Here is a 16,220-nt window from a genome sequence, read left to right on the forward strand (position 1 = left end):
GGCGCGGGTGCCGCCGGACGGTGCTTTACGGTAGAATGCACGGCCTCTGCGGGCCGGCCCGGCCGGCCCCCACACCTTCCCGTCTCCAGAGGCTGTTCCGACAATGCTGATCCTGCGCGGCGCTCCCGCCCTTTCCGCTTTCCGCCACGGCAAACTGCTCGAGCAACTGACCCAGCACGTACCTGCCGTTACCGGGCTGTACGCTGAGTTCGCGCATTTCGCCGACGTCACCGGCGCGCTCACCGCCGACGAGGAGCAGGTGCTGGCGCGGCTGCTGAAATACGGCCCGAGCGTGCCGGTGCAGGAGCCCAGCGGACGGCTGTTCCTGGTGGTGCCGCGCTTCGGCACCATCTCGCCGTGGTCGAGCAAGGCCTCCGACATCGCCCGCAACTGCGGCCTGGCGAAGATCGACCGGCTGGAGCGCGGCATTGCCTACTATGTGCAGGGCGAACTGTCCGAGAGCGACGCCCAGCAGGTCGCCGCCCGCCTGCATGACCGCATGACCCAACTGGTGCTGGACCGCCTGGAAGGCGCCGCCGAGCTGTTCAGCCATGCGCAGCCCCGCCCGCTCACCGCCGTCGACGTGCTTGGCGGCGGTCGCGCCGCGCTGGAGAAGGCCAACGTCGAGTTGGGCCTGGCCCTGGCCGAGGACGAGATCGACTACCTGCTGAAGAGCTTCGGCGAACTGGGGCGCAACCCGCACGACGTCGAGCTGATGATGTTCGCCCAGGCCAACTCCGAGCATTGCCGGCACAAGATCTTCAATGCCAGTTGGGACATCGACGGGCAGGCCCAGGACAAGAGCCTGTTCGGCATGATCAAGAACACCTACGAGATGAACCGCGAAGGCGTGCTGTCCGCATACAAGGACAACGCCGCGGTCATCGTCGGCCATGTCGCCGGGCGTTTCTTCCCCGATCCGCAGACCCGCGAATACGCCGCCAGCCGCGAGCCGGTGCAGATCCTGATGAAGGTGGAGACCCACAACCACCCGACCGCCATCGCGCCGTTCCCCGGTGCCTCCACCGGTTCCGGCGGCGAGATCCGCGACGAGGGCGCCACCGGCCGCGGCGCCAAGCCGAAGGCCGGCCTGACCGGCTTCACCGTGTCCAACCTGCAGATCCCCGGTTTCGAACAGCCCTGGGAAGTGCCCTACGGCAAGCCCGAGCGCATCGTCACCGCGCTGGACATCATGATCGAGGGCCCGCTGGGCGGCGCCGCGTTCAACAACGAGTTCGGCCGTCCGGCGCTGACCGGCTACTTCCGTACCTTCGAGCAGAAGATCGCTACCCCTCACGGCGAGGAAGTGCGCGGCTACCACAAGCCGATCATGCTCGCCGGCGGCATGGGCAACATTCGCGACGAACACGTGCAGAAGGGCGAGATCAGCGTCGGCGCCAAGCTCATCGTCCTTGGCGGCCCGGCCATGCTGATCGGCCTGGGCGGCGGCGCCGCCTCTTCGATGGCCACCGGCGCCAGCTCCGCCGACCTCGACTTCGCCTCGGTGCAGCGCGACAACCCGGAAATGGAGCGACGTTGCCAGGAAGTGATCGACCGCTGCTGGCAGCTCGGCGAGCGCAACCCGATCAGCTTCATCCATGACGTCGGTGCCGGCGGCCTGTCCAACGCCCTGCCGGAACTGATCAACGACGGCGGCCGCGGCGGTCGCTTCGAGCTGCGCGCGGTGCCCAACGACGAGCCGGGCATGAGCCCGCTGGAAATCTGGTGCAACGAGTCGCAGGAGCGCTACGTGCTGTCGGTGGACGCCGCCGACTTCGAGACCTTCAAGGCCATCTGCGAGCGCGAGCGCTGCCCGTTCGCGGTGGTCGGCGAGGCCATCGAGCAGCGCCAGCTGACCGTCGCCGACAGCCATTTCGACAACAAGCCGGTGGACATGCCGCTGGAAGTCCTGCTCGGCAAGGCGCCGCGCATGCACCGCGCGGTCACCCGCGAGGCCGAGCTGGGCGACGATTTCGACGCCGCCGGGCTGGAGCTGCAGGAAAGCGTCGAGCGCGTCCTGCGCCATCCCGCCGTGGCCAGCAAGAGCTTCCTGATCACCATCGGCGACCGCACCATCACCGGGCTGGTGGCCCGCGACCAGATGGTCGGGCCCTGGCAGGTGCCGGTGGCCGACTGCGCCGTCACCGCCACCAGCTTCGACGTCTACACCGGCGAGGCCATGGCGATGGGCGAACGTACCCCGCTGGCGCTGCTGGACGCCCCGGCTTCCGGACGCATGGCCATCGGCGAGACGGTCACCAACCTGGCTGCCGCGCGTATCGGCAAGCTGTCCGACATCAAGCTTTCCGCCAACTGGATGGCCGCCGCCGGCCACCCCGGCGAGGACGCGCGCCTGTATGACACGGTCAAGGCCGTGGGCATGGAACTGTGCCCGGAACTGGGCATCACCATCCCGGTGGGCAAGGACTCGATGTCCATGAAGACCCGCTGGCAGGACAATGGCGAGGACAAGAGCGTCACTTCTCCGGTCTCGCTGATCGTCACCGGCTTCGCCCCGGTCGCCGACGTGCGCCAGAGCCTGACCCCGCAACTGCGCCTGGACAAGGGCGAGACCGACCTGATCCTGATCGATCTCGGCCGCGGCAAGAACCGTCTCGGCGGCTCGATCCTGGCCCAGGTCCACGGCAAGCTCGGCCGCGCCGTGCCGGACGTCGACGACGCCGAGGACCTGAAAGCCTTCTTCGCGGTGATCCAGGGGCTCAATGCCGACGGCCATATCCTCGCCTACCACGACCGTTCCGACGGCGGCCTGATCACCAGCGTGCTGGAGATGGCCTTCGCCGGTCACTGCGGCGTCGAGCTGAACCTCGATGCCCTGGCCGATAGCCGCGAAGAGCTGGCGGCCGTGTTGTTCAGCGAGGAACTGGGCGCGGTGATCCAGGTTCGCGAGGGTGCCACTCCGGAAGTCCTCGCGCAGTTCAGCGCCGCCGGTCTCGACGACTGCGTGGCGGTGATCGGCCAGCCGGTCAACGGCTACGAGATCAACCTGAACTACAACGGCGAGACCGTCTACAGCGCCCAGCGCCGCATCCTGCAACGCATCTGGAGCGAGACCAGCTACCAGATCCAGCGTCTGCGCGACAACGCCGACTGCGCCGAGCAGGAGTTCGACGCGCTGCTGGACGAAGACAACCCCGGGCTGTCGATCAAGCTCAGCTACGACGTCAACGACGACATCGCCGCGCCCTACATCAAGAAGGGCGTGCGGCCGAAAGTGGCGATCCTCCGCGAGCAGGGCGTCAACGGCCAGGTGGAGATGGCCGCGGCGTTCGACCGCGCCGGCTTCGCCGCGATCGACGTGCACATGAGCGACATCCTCGCCGGGCGGGTCGACCTGGACGCCTTCAAGGGCCTGGTGGCCTGCGGTGGCTTCTCCTACGGCGACGTGCTCGGCGCCGGCGAGGGCTGGGCCAAGTCGATCCTCTTCAACGCCCGCGCCCGCGACGGCTTCCAGGCGTTCTTCGCGCGCAAGGACAGCTTCGCCCTCGGCGTCTGCAACGGCTGCCAGATGATGTCCAACCTGCACGAGCTGATTCCCGGCACCGAGTTCTGGCCGCACTTCGTGCGCAACCGTTCCGAGCAGTTCGAGGCGCGGGTGGCGATGGTCCAGGTGCAGGAGTCGTCGTCGATCTTCCTGCAGGGCATGGCCGGTTCGCGCCTGCCGATCGCCATCGCCCATGGCGAAGGCCATGCGGAGTTCGAGTCGGAGGAAGCGTTGCTCGAGGCCGACCTTTCCGGCTGCGTGTCGCTGCGTTTCGTCGACAACCACGGCAAGGTCACCGAAGCCTACCCGGCCAACCCCAACGGGTCGCCGCGCGGCATCACCGGGCTGAGCAGCCGCGACGGCCGGGTCACCATCATGATGCCGCACCCCGAGCGGGTGTTCCGCGCCGTGCAGAATTCCTGGCGTCCGGACGACTGGCAGGAAGACGGCGGCTGGCTGCGCATGTTCCGCAACGCCCGGGTCTGGGTGGACTGATCCGGCATGGCGGGCGATGCGGACTCCAACTCGTCGCCCGACCTTCTTCCCGAGGTTCGCCGGGTCTCTCCCGGCGACACCTTGCGGCTCTGTACCTGCGGGGCTTCGGCTTCGCTTCCCGATTGTCCCGCCGACTGCCGCAACGGCCTGACGCTCCACGCGACCCGCGAGCGCCTGTTGCTGTTGTGCCGCTGCGGGCGCTCCGCCGACCTGCCGTATTGCGACGGCAGCCATGCGCCTTCCGCCTCCGGGCTGAAGGCCAGGTGGCGGCGTTTCCGCGGCTGAACGTAAATCTGTGAACGCCCGCACGAAGGTGTTGTGACGAGCGAACAAATGTTGCGCTTATCTGTCGTAAAGGCAGCGTCAAATATTCATCATGTCAAGGCAAAGTGCCATTATTTGGCGTCGGCAGTCGCACAACCACCGACCGCCTCGTGCAGCATTCGATTCGTGCGGAGAAAACGATGTACAAGCTGTGTTTCTATGTGCCTGAGAGCCATCTGGATGTCGTCAAGCAAGCGGTGTTCGCCGCGGGTGGCGGGCGCATCGGGGCGTACGACAGTTGCTGCTGGCAGTCCCTTGGCCAGGGCCAGTTCCGGCCCCTGGACGGTAGCCAACCCTACCTGGGCCAGGTCGGCCAGGTCGAGCACGTGGCGGAGTGGAAAGTGGAGCTGGTGGTGGCCGACGAGCTCATCCACGCCAGCGTCAAGGCGCTGAAGGCGGCGCATCCCTATGAGACCCCGGCCTACGAAGTCTGGCGCCTGACCGACATGGTCTTCTGAGTTTTCCTCGGACAAGCAAGAAGGGCGGCCAGTGGCCGCCCTTTTCGTTATCCGCCTCACGGGGAGAGCCCGACCCGGGGCTGTGGCGTGGCGCGAACAACCGCTTCGCGATTATCGAACCCGAACGGGGGAGCTGTGGCGTGGGGCGAATAACCGCTTGGCGGTTATCCGCCGATTGGCCGAGGTCCAGCCCTCCTGCCGTCAGCGCCGCAGCAGCGGTTGCAGGGCCTGGCTCAGGGCCGCGGCGCGGGGGCCCACCAGGATATGGCAGATGCCGCCGGCGAGGGAACTGACGCCCTGTCCGCCGAGACGACGCAGTTGCTCGGTGGCCAGCTTGCGTTCGTCCGCCACGCTGACCCGCAGGCGGGTCAGTGCGACGTCCCGTACCTCGCGCAGGTTGCCGGCGCCGCCGAGGGCGCCGAGCCAGGCCTGGGCTTCGGCGGCGTCGACGGTGGCCTGCATCGCCACCACCTCTTCGGCTGTGTGCGGACTGCCCAGCGGCGGTACGGCTTCGCCCGGTTGCGTATCGAAGGGCAGGGCGCGGCGGATCTCGTCGGCGATGCTGTCGGCCTGTGGGCCGACCACCACCTGCAGGCTGCCGGCCTTGCCCGGACGTACCACGGCCATCGCACCGAGGGCCTTGAGTTGGGCGTCCGAGGCCTTGTCGCGGTCGACCAGGCGCAGACGCAGGCGCGTGGTGCAGGCGTCCACCACTTCGAGGTTGGCTGCGCCACCCAAGGCGCGGATGAATGCCGGGGCGCGCTCGGCTTCGGCGTTGTCGCCCGATTCGCTGCTCGCGTCGTCTTCGCGGCCCGGGGTCTTCAGGTTGAAGCGGCGGATGCAGAAGTCGAACACCAGGTAATAGATGCCGGCATAGAGCAGGCCCAGCGGCCAGAGCATCCAGCCGTGGGTGGAGCGGCCCCAGCCCAGGGCGAGGTCGATGGCGCCACCGGAGAAGGTGAAGCCGAGGCGGATGTCGAGCAGGTCGGTGAGGGCCATGGACAGGCCGGTGAGCAGCGCATGCAGCAGGTAGAGCAGCGGCGCGAGGAACATGAAGGCGAACTCCACCGGCTCGGTGACGCCGGTGAGGAAGGCGGTCAAGGCCATCGACAGGAGCAGCCCGCCGATCAGCTTGCGCCGCTCCGCACGGGCGTTGCGGTACATCGCCAGGCAGGCGGCGGGCAGGCCGAACATCATCACCGGGAACATCCCGGCCATGAACTGGCCGCCCTTCGGGTCGCCGGCGAAATAGCGCGCCAGGTCGCCGGTGACGACGCGCCCGGTTTCCGGGTCGGTGAAGCTACCGAAGACGAACCACACCAGGTTGTTGAGGATGTGGTGCAACCCGGTGACGATCAGCAGGCGGTTCAGCACGCCGAAGGCGAAGGCGCCGAAGCTGCCGCTTTCCAGCATGAGTTGGCCGAGGCCGTTGATGCCCTGTTGCAGCGGTGGCCAGATCACCCCGAACAGCAGGCCCAGGCAGACCGCGCTGATCCCGGTGGCGATCGGCACGAAGCGGCGGCCGCCGAAGAACGCCAGGTATTCCGGCAGCTTCACGTCCTTGAAGCGGTTATACAGGGCGCCAGCCACCAGGCCGCTGATGATGCCGGAGAGCACGCCCATGTCGATGCCCGGATCGATCACCTTGAGCACCGAGATCATCACCAGGTAGCCGATGGCGCCGGCGAGGCCGGCGGTGCCATTGTTGTCGCGAGCGAAACCGACGGCGATGCCGATGGCGAAGATCAGCGCCAGGTTGGCGAAGATCGCCTTGCCGGCGTCGTGGACCAGCGGAATGTCGAGCAGGTCGACGTCGCCCAGGCGCAGCAGCAGGCCGGCGATCGGCAGGATCGCGATCGGCAGCATCAGGGCGCGGCCCAGGCGTTGCAGGCTTTCGATCAGGAACGGGGGCATGGCGGTGGTCTCCGATTGTTCTTGTCAGGCCAGCGGCCAGTGTTGCAGGCAGGCGTCGCGCACCGCCCGGGCGCTGCCCAGGTCCAGTAGCGCCTGGGCGTGGCGGCGGCATTCGGCGGCGTCGAGCTGGCGCACCCGGGTCTTGATCTCGCCGACCAGGTTCGGCCCGACGGACAATTCCTCGACCCCGAGGCCGACCAGTACCGGTGTCGCCAGCGGGTCCGAGGCCAGCGCACCGCAGACGCCGACCCAGCGGCCGTGGCGGGCTGCTCCGGCGCAGGTCTGGGCGATCAGCCGCAGCAGCGCCGGGTGCAGGGCGTCGATGCGGTCGGCCAGGCCGGCGTGGCAACGGTCCATGGCCAGGGCGTACTGCGACAGGTCGTTGGTGCCGATGGAGAGGAAGTCGGCGTGTTCGGCCAGTTGATCGGCGAGCAGGGCGGCGGAGGGCACCTCGATCATCACCCCGAGTTCGGGCAGGCGCTCGATCCCCAACTGCGTGGCCAGCTCGCCGAGGCGGCGACGGATGGCGCGCAGTTCGTCGACCTCGCTGACCATCGGCAGCAGTATCCGGCAGCGTTCCAGTGGTTCGACCCTCAGCAGCGCGCGCAACTGCTGGTCGAGCAGCTCCGGGCGCGCCTGGCCGAGGCGGATGCCGCGCAGGCCCAGTGCTGGGTTTTCTTCCACCGGCAGCGGCAGGTAGTCGAGGTGCTTGTCGCCGCCGACATCGATGGTGCGGATGATCACCTTGCGCTGGCCCATGGCGTCCAGGACCTCCTGGTAGGCGTTGCGCTGCTCCTCTTCGTCGGGCGCGGCGCGGCGCTCGAGGAAGAGAAACTCGGTGCGTAGCAGGCCGACCCCGTCGGCGCCGTTGGCGAAGGCTTCGGCGGCCTCGCGCGGCGAGGCGACGTTGGCGCCGATCTCGATGCGCCGGCCGTCGCGGGTGAGCGCCTCGCGCTGCGCATCGGCCTGCTGGCGGCGGTGTTGTTCCTCGCGCTGCGCCACTTGCAAGGCGACCTGCTCCAGGCGTCGAGCGTCGGGGCTGAGTTCCAGCCGGCCCTGGCCGGCGTCCAGTACTACCTGCCGGCCTTCCTCCAGCTCCAGCAGCCCGGCGCCGAGCGCCACCAGGCACGGCAGGCCCTTGCTACGGGCGAGGATGGCCACGTGGGAGGTGGCGCCGCCTTCGGCCATGCACAGGCCAGCCGCGCCGGCATCCACCAGCGGCGCGAGGTCGGAGGGGGTGATCTCCCGGGCGGCGACGATGGCCCCAGCAGGCACCCGCAACGGTGCGGTGTCGCCGAGCAGCACCCGCAGCACGCGTTTTTCCAGGTCGCGCAGGTCGTTGGCGCGCTCGGCCAGCAGCAGGTTGCCCAGCGCCTGGAGAATCTCGCACTGGGCCTGAATCGCCCGGTGCCAGGCGTGGGCGGCGCCGACGCCCTGGTCGATCAGCATGTCGGCGGCGTCCAGCAGACCCGGGTCTTCCAGCAGCGCGAGATGCGCGGAAAAGATCGCCGCTTCGTTCTCGTCGCCGCCGAGCCTGGCCTGCTGCAGGCTCCCCTGTACGTCGTCGCGCACCCGTTGCAGGGCCTGGTCCAGGGCGAGGTGCTGTTCCTCGGGACGATGCCGGCCGTCATCCGCCGGCAGGCTGATGGCGCCGAGCCGCGCCAGGGGACCGCTGGCCAGGCCGGGCGAAGCGCAGACGCCGGCCAGGGTACCGGCGACAGCCGCAGGTCGCGCCGGCTCGCCCGAGGCGATGGCGCGCGGGGCCTCCTTCGGAGCCCCCGCGGTGGCGCTGGCGAGGGCCGCGAGCAGGGCGTCGAGGGCCGCCTCGCTGTCTTCGCCGCGACAGATCACCTCTACCTCGTCCTGTTCGGCGACCCCCAGGCCCATGATGCCGACCAGGCTGTCGACGCTGGCCACCTGCCCGGCGAAGTGCAGTTCGGCCTGGCTGGAAAAGCCCTGCGCGGTCTTCCGTAGCAGCGCTGCCGGGCGTGCGTGCAGACCGCCATGATGGGCGACCCGCGCCCGCCCGCGGACCTGGCGCTGCGCGGAGCCTTCGCCAGGCGCGGGATTGGCCGGACGTTGCTCGGCCTTCTCCGGACTCAGTTGCAGGAGCGGCGCGCCGACCTCCACCGGGTTGGTGGTCAGCGGGCGTACCTGGAAGCCGTCGCCGTTGGTCAGGATCATCACCGTGATCAGACTGCGGCTGCCGCGGGCGACGCGGTCCAGGTCGAAGCGCAGCAGCGGCTGGCCCTCGATCACCCGCGCACCTTCCTCGACCAGCGCCTCGAAGCCTTCGCCTTGCAGCTGTACTGTATCGAGGCCGACGTGCAGCAGCAGCTCGGCACCGTTGTCGGCGCGCAGGCTGAGCGCGTGGCGGGTTCGCGCCAGGTGGCTGACCAGCCCGGCGCAGGGCGCGTGCAGGCAGTCGTTGAGTGGGTCGATGGCGATGCCTTCGCCCAGGGTGCCGCTGGAAAACACCGGGTCGGGTACTCGGTTGAGCGGCATCACGGGGCCGCTCAGGGGCGCTTTGAGGGCGAGATTCTTGTTGTTCATGGGCGCGCGCTCAGGCTCAGTGGGTTCGGGTGACTTTGCTCAGGTGCCGTGGCTGGTCCGGGTCCATGCCGCGGGCTTCGGCCAGGCCGGCGGCCATGACGTAGAAGCTCTGGATCGCCAGGATCGGATCGAGCGCCGGATGCGCGGCGCGCTGCAGCGGCAGGTCGCGTTCGGCGATGTCGTCCGGGGCAGCGAGCAATACCTGCGCACCGCGTTGGCGCATATCCTCGGCGAGCGCCAGCAGGCCTTCCTGCTCCGGGCCGCGGGGAGCGAACACCAGCAGCGGATAGCGCTCCTCGACCAGCGCCATCGGTCCATGGCGGACCTCGGCGCTGCTGAAGGCCTCGGCCTGGATCGCCGAGGTTTCCTTGAATTTCAGCGCGGCCTCCTGGGCGATGGCGTAGCCGGCGCCGCGACCGATCACCATCAGCCGCTGGCAGTCGCGCAGGGCCTCGATGGCCGGCGACCAGTCGAGCCTGGCGGCCTGCTCCAGCCCGGCCGCCAGGCCCTGGCCGGCGGCCAGCAGGGCATTGTCGCGCTGCCAGTGGGCGAGCAGGCGGGCGCTGGCGCTGAGCGTGGCGATGAAGCTCTTGGTCGCTGCGACGCTGCGCTCGGTGCCGGCGCAGAGCGGCACGACGAATTCGCTGGCGGCTTCCAGCGGCGAATCTTCGGCATTCACCAGGGCGATGCCCAGGGCGCCGCGTTCGCGCAGGATGCGCAGGCTGTCCACGAGATCGGGGCTCTGTCCTGACTGCGAGAAAGCGAAGACGGCCTGCCCGGCGACACGCAGCGGCGAGCGGTTCAGGGTCACTACCGACATGGGCAGCGAGGCCACCGGCAAGCCGGCGTGCTGCATGGCCAGGTAGGCGAAGTAGCTGGCGGCATGGTCGGAGCTGCCGCGCGCGACGGTCAGCGCCAGGTTTGGATCGACCTCCCGCAGGCGCTGGCCAAGCGCCGGCAGGCAAGCGTCGAGCACGGCCAGTTGACGGCTCGCCACCGCGGCGGCGGAGAGCGCTTCCTCGAGCATCAGCGAAGTCATTCGAGTTCTCCTTCCACCATCACGGCGTCGAGTTCCAGGGAGCGATCCAGGCGCACCACATCGGCCCAGGCTGCGGGCGCCAGGCGGCCGCGCTCGGCGAGGCCGAGGTAATCGGCGGGGAATTGCGAAAGGCGTTGCGAGGCTTCGGCCAGGGGCAGGCCGATCTTCACCAGGTTGCGCAGCGCCTGGTCCATGGTCAGGGTGCTGCCGGCCAGGGTGCCGTCGGGCAGGCGCACGCCGCCCAGGCACTTGGTCACCGTGTGGCTGCCGAGCTTGTACTGGCCGTCGGGCATGCCGGCGGCGGCGGTGGAGTCGGTCACGCAGTACAGGCACGGGATCGAACGCAGGGCCACCCTGATGGCGCCGGGATGGACATGCAGCAGGTCGGGGATCAGCTCGGCGTAGCGTGCGTGGGCCAGGGCCGCGCCGACGATACCCGGTTCGCGGTGGTGCAGGCCGGTCATCGCGTTGTAGAGGTGGGTGAAGCTGCTGGCGCCGGCTTCCAGTGCGGCCACGCCGTCCTCGTAGCTGCCCAGGGTATGGCCGATCTGCAGGCGTACGCCGCGCTCGGCGAGGGCGCGGATCAGCGGCCGGTGTCCGGCGATCTCGGGGGCGATGGTGATCACCCGGATCGGCGCGCGGCGCAGGTAGTCCTCGACTTCCTCGAGCACCGCGGCATGGGCGAAGTTGGGCTGCGCGCCGAGCTTGCCGGAGTTGATGTAGGGGCCTTCCAGGTGCACGCCGAGTATCCGTGAACCGCCCTCCAGCGAGCGGCGGCAGTAAGCGCCGAGCTGGCTGAGGATGTCGGCGATCTCCTCGCGCGGTGCGGTCATGGTGGTGGCCAGCAGCGAGGTCGTGCCGAAGCGCCGGTGGGTGCGGGCGATGGTGGCGAAGGCGTCGCCGCCTTCCATGATGTCGCGGCCGCCGCCGCCGTGCACATGCAGGTCGATGAAGCCTGGCAGCAGGTACGGATCGGCGTTGCCGGCCGGGTCGCAGGGCTCGCCTTCGATCCGCTGGATACGCCCGTCCTGGATGTGTAGGCGGCCGAGGACCCAGCCTTGCGGGGTGAGAATGTTGCCTTCGAGCATGGCGGCTCCGTGTCGGTCAGCGTCGCAGTTCGGCGACGAAGTCGTAGTAGTCGTTGCGGCAGTAGGTGTCGGTCAGCTCGATCGGGGTGTTGTCCTCGAGGTAGCCGATCCGGGTCATCAGCAGCATCGCGGTGCCCGGCGCGATGCCGACCAGCGCGGCATCGGACGCGGACGCGTTGATCGCGCGCACGTGCTGGAGGGCGCGGACCACTGGGCGACCGATGCCGTCCAGGTATTCGTAGAGGGAATCGCCGACCGCTGTCGGGTCCGGCAGCAGGCGCGCCGGCAGGGTGCTGTTCTCGATCGCCATCACTGTGCCGTCGGCCTTGCGCAGGCGCTTCATGCGCGTGACCTTCTCGGTCGGCGAGAGGCCGAGGCGGATCAGTTCGTCGTGGGTGGGCAGGGCGATGCCGCGCTCCAGCCAGGTGGAGCCGGGGGTGAAGCCTTTCAGGCGGAGCATCTCGCTGAAGCTGGAGAGACGCGACAACGGTTGTTCGAGACGCGGCGTAATGAAGGTGCCGGAGCCCTGGTTGCGGCGGATCAGGCCCTGCTCGAAGAGTACTTCGAGGGCCTTGCGCGCGGTGACGCGGGAAATGTTCAGGGTTTCGCTGAGGTTGCGTTCGGAGGGCAGCGCTTCCTCCGCTTTCCACTGGCCGGCATGGATCGCGCTCTCGAGATTGCGCGCCAGCTGCAGATAGAGGGGGGTGGGTTGCGCCTCGTCGGGACGCAGGGCCAGGAGCAGGTCGTGGGCTGTCTTCATGAGAGGTTCCGATGCGGATTGTGTTGTTGTCGCCCGGTAATGCTGGGAAAACTAATACCACTTGAATACCACGTCAATGCCAGTTGTGCGTCGCGCACGCGTCAGCCAGCCGTCCCGTCGATTGACTCGGCCTGAGTAAGGGATGCAAGGGTTTGACGGATAAAAGAAAACGCCGCCGGAAAATCTCGCGGCGGCGTTCCTGGCGTGGCTGACGGCTGACGAGTGGTATCAGCCTGGTTCTGTCAGGGGCGGATCTCGATCAGCGTGCCGTCTTTCACCACGCTCCAGACTTCGCGCATGTCGGTGTTGTTCATGGCGATACAGCCATTGGTCCAGTCCAGGGTGGAGAAGTACCACTCCGGGTATTCGTCATCCAGCGGGGTGCCGTGGATCATGATCATGCCACCGGCCGGCAGGCCCTTTTCCCGGGCCTTGGCCACGTCGCGGGCGTTGGGGTAGGAAATGTGCATGGAGAGGTTGTAGTTGTTGCTGGTCTTGCGCCAGTCGATCCAGTAGAAGCCTTCCGGGGTGCGGTTGTCGCCTTCGGCCAGCTTCGGGCCGGTCGGGCGCTTGCCCAGCGAGACACGGTAGCTTTTCAGGACGTTGCCTTTGTTGAGGAGCAGCAGTTTTCGCTCGGACTTGAGCACCAGGACCTTGTCCACCTTGCCTTCCAGGCTCGGCGCGGCATTGGCCTGGGTCAGACTGGCGAAGGTCAAGCACAGCAAAGCAAGCAACCAGCGCATGGAAGTGAAATCCCCGATGTTCCCTTGAGCCGCAACGGCGGCGGTGTTCGAGTGTTTGGCGTTCAGTCTTTCTTATAGGAAGCCAGCATAGGTGCAATGGCTTCGTTGCGCACCGGGAAGCAGCCTTCGCGGCGGTCGCTGAAGTAGCATTCTAAGGTACGGCCGATGGTCGGAAAAGCCAGCTCCGACCAGGGAATCTCCGCTTCGTCGAAAAGCCGCACCTCCAGGCTTTCATCGCCGGCGGAGAAATCCAGGTCGAGCAGCTCGGCGCGGAAGAACAGGTAGACCTGGCTGATGTGCGGCAGGTCGAAAAGGGTATAGAGCTGCAGGTCGCCGATCCGCGCGTTGGCTTCTTCCTCTGTCTCGCGGGCCGCCGCCTGGGCGAGGGTCTCGCCGTTCTCCATGAAGCCGGCCGGCAGCGTCCAGTAGCCCAGGCGCGGCGCAATGGCGCGACGGCAGAGCAGGACCTGGCCGTCCCACACCGGCAGGCTGCCGGCGACGATACGCGGGTTCTGGTAGTGCACGGTGTGGCAGGCGTCGCAGACGTAGCGCAGGCGGTTGTCGCCGTCCGGGATGCGCTGGACCACCGTGGCGCCGCACAGGCTGCAGAATTTCATGCCAGGTTCTTCTTCGGGGAAAGGCCTATCTTGCTCGGCTGGCCGGGAGGCGACAAGGCCCCGTGCGGGAGGGGTGGGCTGGCCGGGGCTTTCGTGCCATGATCTCGGGGAAACGACAAGACCTCGGAAACCCCGGCAGTATGAACTGCACGCTCGACGAGCTGCGCCAACGCATCGAGGCGCACCGCCCCCGCCAACTGGATACCGACCAGCGCTTCCCCCAAGCGGCCGTGCTGGTGCCCATCACCCGCAGCGACGATCCGGAGCTGGTGCTGACCCTGCGCGCCGCCGGTTTGTCCACCCATGGCGGCGAGGTCGCCTTCCCCGGCGGGCGGCGCGACCCGGAAGATGCCGACCTGGTGCGCACCGCCCTGCGCGAGGCGGAGGAGGAGATCGCCTTGCCGCCGGGCCTGGTGGAAGTGGTCGGGCCGCTGAGCACCCTGGTCTCGCGGCATGGCATCGAGGTCACTCCCTATGTCGCCTTCATTCCCGACTTCGTCGAGTACCAGCCCAACGACGGCGAGATCGCCGCGGTGTTCAACGTGCCGCTGAGTTTCTTTCGCGACGACCCGCGCGAGGTCACCCACCGTATCGACTACTTCGGCCGCAGCTGGTACGTGCCCAGCTATCGCTTCGGCGAGTTCAAGATCTGGGGCCTGACGGCCATCATGGTGGTGGAGCTGGTCAACCTGCTGTACGACGACCCCATCGACCTGCACACGCCGCCGGCTTCGTTCATCAAACTGAGTTGACCGACGGGGCGCAGACCCCGGCCATGAGGAGATCGCGATGAAATACCGCCTGGGCGATGCCCGCGTCGAAACCCATCCCGACAGCTGGATCGCGCCCAGCGCAGCGGTGATCGGCAAGGTTCGCCTGGATGCCGGCGCCAGCGTCTGGTTTGGCGCGGTGCTGCGCGGCGACAACGAGCTGATCCATATCGGCGAGCACAGCAACGTCCAGGACGGCTCGGTGATGCACACCGACATGGGCTATCCGCTGACCCTCGGCAAGGGCGTCACCGTCGGCCACAACGCCATGCTGCATGGTTGCAGCGTGGGCGACTACAGCCTGGTGGGGATCAACGCGGTGATCCTCAATGGGGCGAAGATCGGCAAGTACTGCATCATCGGCGCCAACGCGCTGATTCCCGAGGGCAAGGAGATTCCCGACGGCTCGCTGGTGATGGGCTCGCCGGGCAAGGTAGTGCGCGAGCTGAGCGAGCCGCAGAAGAAAATGCTCGAGGCCAGCGCCGCCCACTATGTGCACAATGCCCGCCGTTACGCCCGCGACCTCGTCGAGGACCCGGCGTGAACGAGCGACCGGTGGCTTCGCCCTGCGTGCATGTCTGCGCGCTGGACGAGCAGGACATCTGTATCGGCTGCCAGCGCACGGCGGCCGAGATCACCCGCTGGGGCCTGATGAGCAACGACGAGCGCCGCGAGGTGCTCGGTCGCTGTTTCGAGCGCGCCAAGGCGCAAGGGCTGGTCAGCGGTTCCGCCTGAAGCTGATTCCGTTTTCTTTCATTTCCGAGGTTCTTCCATGACCCGTATCGGTACCCCCCTGTCGCCGAGCGCGACCCGCGTCCTTCTCTGTGGCTCCGGCGAGCTGGGCAAGGAAGTCGCCATCGAGCTGCAACGCCTGGGTTGCGAAGTGATCGCCGTCGATCGCTATGGCAACGCGCCGGCCATGCAGGTGGCACATCGCAGCCACGTGATCAGCATGCTCGACGGCGCCGCCCTGCGCGCGGTGATCGAGCAGGAGAAGCCGCACTACATCGTGCCGGAGATCGAGGCCATCGCCACCGCGACCCTGGTCGAGCTGGAGGCCGAAGGCTACACCGTGGTGCCCACCGCCCGCGCCGCGCAACTGACCATGAACCGCGAGGGTATCCGCCGGCTGGCTGCCGAGGAGCTCGGCTTGCCGACCTCGCCCTATCACTTCGCCGATACCTTCGAGGACTACCGCCGTGGCGTCGAGCGCGTCGGCTACCCCTGCGTGGTGAAGCCGATCATGAGTTCGTCGGGCAAGGGCCAGAGCGTCCTGAAAGGCCCCGACGACCTGCAGGCGGCCTGGGACTATGCCCAGGAAGGCGGGCGCGCCGGCAAGGGCCGGGTGATCGTCGAGGGCTTCATCGATTTCGACTACGAAATCACCCTGCTCACCGTGCGCCACGTCGACGGCACCACTTTCTGCGCGCCGATCGGTCACCGCCAGGTCAAGGGCGACTACCACGAGTCCTGGCAGCCGCAGGCGATGAGCGCGCAGGCCCTGGCCGAGTCCGAGCGGGTCGCCCGGGCAGTGACCGAGGCCCTCGGCGGACGCGGGCTGTTCGGCGTCGAACTGTTCGTCAAGGGCGACCAGGTGTGGTTCAGCGAGGTGTCGCCGCGCCCGCACGATACCGGCCTGGTGACCCTGATTTCCCAGGATCTTTCCGAGTTCGCGCTGCACGCGCGGGCGATCCTCGGCCTGCCGATCCCGGTGATCCGCCAGCTCGGCCCGTCGGCCTCGGCGGTGATCCTGGTGGAAGGCAAGTCCCGGCAGGTCGCTTTCGCCAACCTCGGTGCCGCGCTGAGCGAGGCGGATACGGCGCTACGCCTGTTCGGCAAGCCGGAAGTGGATGGCCAGCGGCGGATGGGCGTGGCCCTGGCGCGCGACGAGTCTATCGACGCCGCCCGCGCCAAGGCGACCCGGGCCGCCCAGGCGGTTCGCGTCGAACTCTGA

At 68.2% G+C, this 16,220-nt stretch carries 14 protein-coding genes; 7 read left to right on the forward strand and 7 right to left on the reverse strand.

Annotated elements, in window-relative coordinates:
- The first annotated feature begins 103 nt into the window (after positions 1 to 103).
- The 3 genes from purL (at position 104) to ACTJJX_RS08715 (ending at position 4,782) form a co-directional block, all read left to right on the forward strand.
- Complete coding sequence (gene purL / locus ACTJJX_RS08705; RefSeq protein WP_003104809.1) at positions 104 to 4,000, forward strand: phosphoribosylformylglycinamidine synthase; 3,897 nt, start codon at positions 104 to 106, stop codon at positions 3,998 to 4,000.
- Positions 4,001 to 4,006: 6 nt separating this feature from the next.
- A complete protein-coding gene (locus tag ACTJJX_RS08710) occupies positions 4,007 to 4,285 on the forward strand; it encodes a CDGSH iron-sulfur domain-containing protein (RefSeq protein WP_003113822.1) in 279 nt (92 codons plus the stop codon).
- A 179-nt stretch (positions 4,286 to 4,464) separates the two neighbouring features.
- A complete protein-coding gene (locus ACTJJX_RS08715; RefSeq protein ID WP_003092679.1) occupies positions 4,465 to 4,782 on the forward strand; it encodes a Nif3-like dinuclear metal center hexameric protein in 318 nt (105 codons plus the stop codon).
- 201 nt (positions 4,783 to 4,983) lie between these two features.
- Here ACTJJX_RS08715 and nagE read toward each other — a convergent pair whose 3' ends face one another.
- From nagE to ACTJJX_RS08750, 7 genes are all read right to left on the reverse strand, one after another.
- Positions 4,984 to 6,696, reverse strand: a complete 1,713-nt coding sequence (gene nagE / locus ACTJJX_RS08720) for an N-acetylglucosamine-specific PTS transporter subunit IIBC (protein ID WP_016852512.1) — start codon at positions 6,694 to 6,696, stop codon at positions 4,984 to 4,986.
- A 24-nt stretch (positions 6,697 to 6,720) separates the two neighbouring features.
- Entirely contained in the window at positions 6,721 to 9,249 is a 2,529-nt protein-coding gene (gene ptsP / locus ACTJJX_RS08725; RefSeq protein WP_016852513.1) for a phosphoenolpyruvate--protein phosphotransferase, read from the reverse strand.
- 16 nt (positions 9,250 to 9,265) lie between these two features.
- The gene (locus tag ACTJJX_RS08730; protein WP_003119309.1) at positions 9,266 to 10,288 is read right to left on the reverse strand and encodes an SIS domain-containing protein; all 1,023 of its coding nucleotides are present in this window, start codon (positions 10,286 to 10,288) and stop codon (positions 9,266 to 9,268) included.
- On the reverse strand, positions 10,285 to 11,376 hold the full coding sequence (gene nagA, locus ACTJJX_RS08735; RefSeq protein WP_003113826.1) for an N-acetylglucosamine-6-phosphate deacetylase: 1,092 nt from the start codon (positions 11,374 to 11,376) through the stop codon (positions 10,285 to 10,287). The genes ACTJJX_RS08730 and nagA overlap by 4 nt, the downstream gene beginning before the upstream one ends.
- Positions 11,377 to 11,392: 16 nt before the next feature.
- Complete coding sequence (locus ACTJJX_RS08740) at positions 11,393 to 12,136, reverse strand: GntR family transcriptional regulator (protein ID WP_003117452.1); 744 nt, start codon at positions 12,134 to 12,136, stop codon at positions 11,393 to 11,395.
- A 242-nt stretch (positions 12,137 to 12,378) separates the two neighbouring features.
- Positions 12,379 to 12,879 carry a L,D-transpeptidase family protein gene (locus tag ACTJJX_RS08745; RefSeq protein ID WP_003092667.1) on the reverse strand — a complete coding sequence of 167 codons (501 nt, stop codon included), beginning with the start codon at positions 12,877 to 12,879 and terminating at the stop codon, positions 12,379 to 12,381.
- A gap of 62 nt (positions 12,880 to 12,941) precedes the next feature.
- Positions 12,942 to 13,496, reverse strand: coding sequence for an NUDIX hydrolase (locus ACTJJX_RS08750; RefSeq protein WP_003092665.1), 555 nt, complete (start codon positions 13,494 to 13,496; stop codon positions 12,942 to 12,944).
- Between the two features lie 140 nt (positions 13,497 to 13,636).
- On the opposite strand from ACTJJX_RS08750, the gene ACTJJX_RS08755 reads away from it, so the two are divergent.
- Genes ACTJJX_RS08755 through purT form a run of 4 tightly spaced genes read left to right on the forward strand, consistent with a single transcriptional unit; the run spans position 13,637 to position 16,220 of the window.
- Positions 13,637 to 14,248, forward strand: a complete 612-nt coding sequence (locus ACTJJX_RS08755) for a CoA pyrophosphatase (protein WP_003092664.1) — start codon at positions 13,637 to 13,639, stop codon at positions 14,246 to 14,248.
- Between the two features lie 37 nt (positions 14,249 to 14,285).
- Entirely contained in the window at positions 14,286 to 14,810 is a 525-nt protein-coding gene (locus tag ACTJJX_RS08760; RefSeq protein WP_003092662.1) for a gamma carbonic anhydrase family protein, read from the forward strand.
- Complete coding sequence (locus tag ACTJJX_RS08765) at positions 14,807 to 15,001, forward strand: DUF1289 domain-containing protein (protein WP_003092660.1); 195 nt, start codon at positions 14,807 to 14,809, stop codon at positions 14,999 to 15,001. Before ACTJJX_RS08760 ends, ACTJJX_RS08765 begins: the two co-directional genes overlap by 4 nt.
- Before the next feature lie 37 nt (positions 15,002 to 15,038).
- Positions 15,039 to 16,220 (forward strand): formate-dependent phosphoribosylglycinamide formyltransferase, encoded by a 1,182-nt coding sequence (purT, locus tag ACTJJX_RS08770; protein ID WP_003092658.1) that lies wholly within the window; start codon positions 15,039 to 15,041, stop codon positions 16,218 to 16,220.

It is taken from the genome of Pseudomonas sp. 22490, assembly GCF_052044465.1.
GTDB classification, from domain to species: Bacteria; Pseudomonadota; Gammaproteobacteria; order Pseudomonadales; family Pseudomonadaceae; genus Pseudomonas; species Pseudomonas aeruginosa.

Coding starts and splice junctions, on each gene's coding strand:
- ACTJJX_RS08730 (WP_003119309.1), bottom strand. CDS start 10,288: ATGACTTCGCTGATGCTCGAGGAAGCGCTCTCCGCCGCCGCGGTGGCG.
- ACTJJX_RS08715 (WP_003092679.1), top strand. CDS start 4,465: ATGTACAAGCTGTGTTTCTATGTGCCTGAGAGCCATCTGGATGTCGTC.
- ACTJJX_RS08750 (WP_003092665.1), bottom strand. CDS start 13,496: ATGAAATTCTGCAGCCTGTGCGGCGCCACGGTGGTCCAGCGCATCCCG.
- ACTJJX_RS08745 (WP_003092667.1), bottom strand. CDS start 12,879: ATGCGCTGGTTGCTTGCTTTGCTGTGCTTGACCTTCGCCAGTCTGACC.
- nagA (WP_003113826.1), bottom strand. CDS start 11,376: ATGCTCGAAGGCAACATTCTCACCCCGCAAGGCTGGGTCCTCGGCCGC.
- purT (WP_003092658.1), top strand. CDS start 15,039: ATGACCCGTATCGGTACCCCCCTGTCGCCGAGCGCGACCCGCGTCCTT.
- purL (WP_003104809.1), top strand. CDS start 104: ATGCTGATCCTGCGCGGCGCTCCCGCCCTTTCCGCTTTCCGCCACGGC.
- ACTJJX_RS08755 (WP_003092664.1), top strand. CDS start 13,637: ATGAACTGCACGCTCGACGAGCTGCGCCAACGCATCGAGGCGCACCGC.
- ACTJJX_RS08740 (WP_003117452.1), bottom strand. CDS start 12,136: ATGAAGACAGCCCACGACCTGCTCCTGGCCCTGCGTCCCGACGAGGCG.
- ptsP (WP_016852513.1), bottom strand. CDS start 9,249: ATGAACAACAAGAATCTCGCCCTCAAAGCGCCCCTGAGCGGCCCCGTG.
- ACTJJX_RS08760 (WP_003092662.1), top strand. CDS start 14,286: ATGAAATACCGCCTGGGCGATGCCCGCGTCGAAACCCATCCCGACAGC.
- nagE (WP_016852512.1), bottom strand. CDS start 6,696: ATGCCCCCGTTCCTGATCGAAAGCCTGCAACGCCTGGGCCGCGCCCTG.
- ACTJJX_RS08710 (WP_003113822.1), top strand. CDS start 4,007: ATGGCGGGCGATGCGGACTCCAACTCGTCGCCCGACCTTCTTCCCGAG.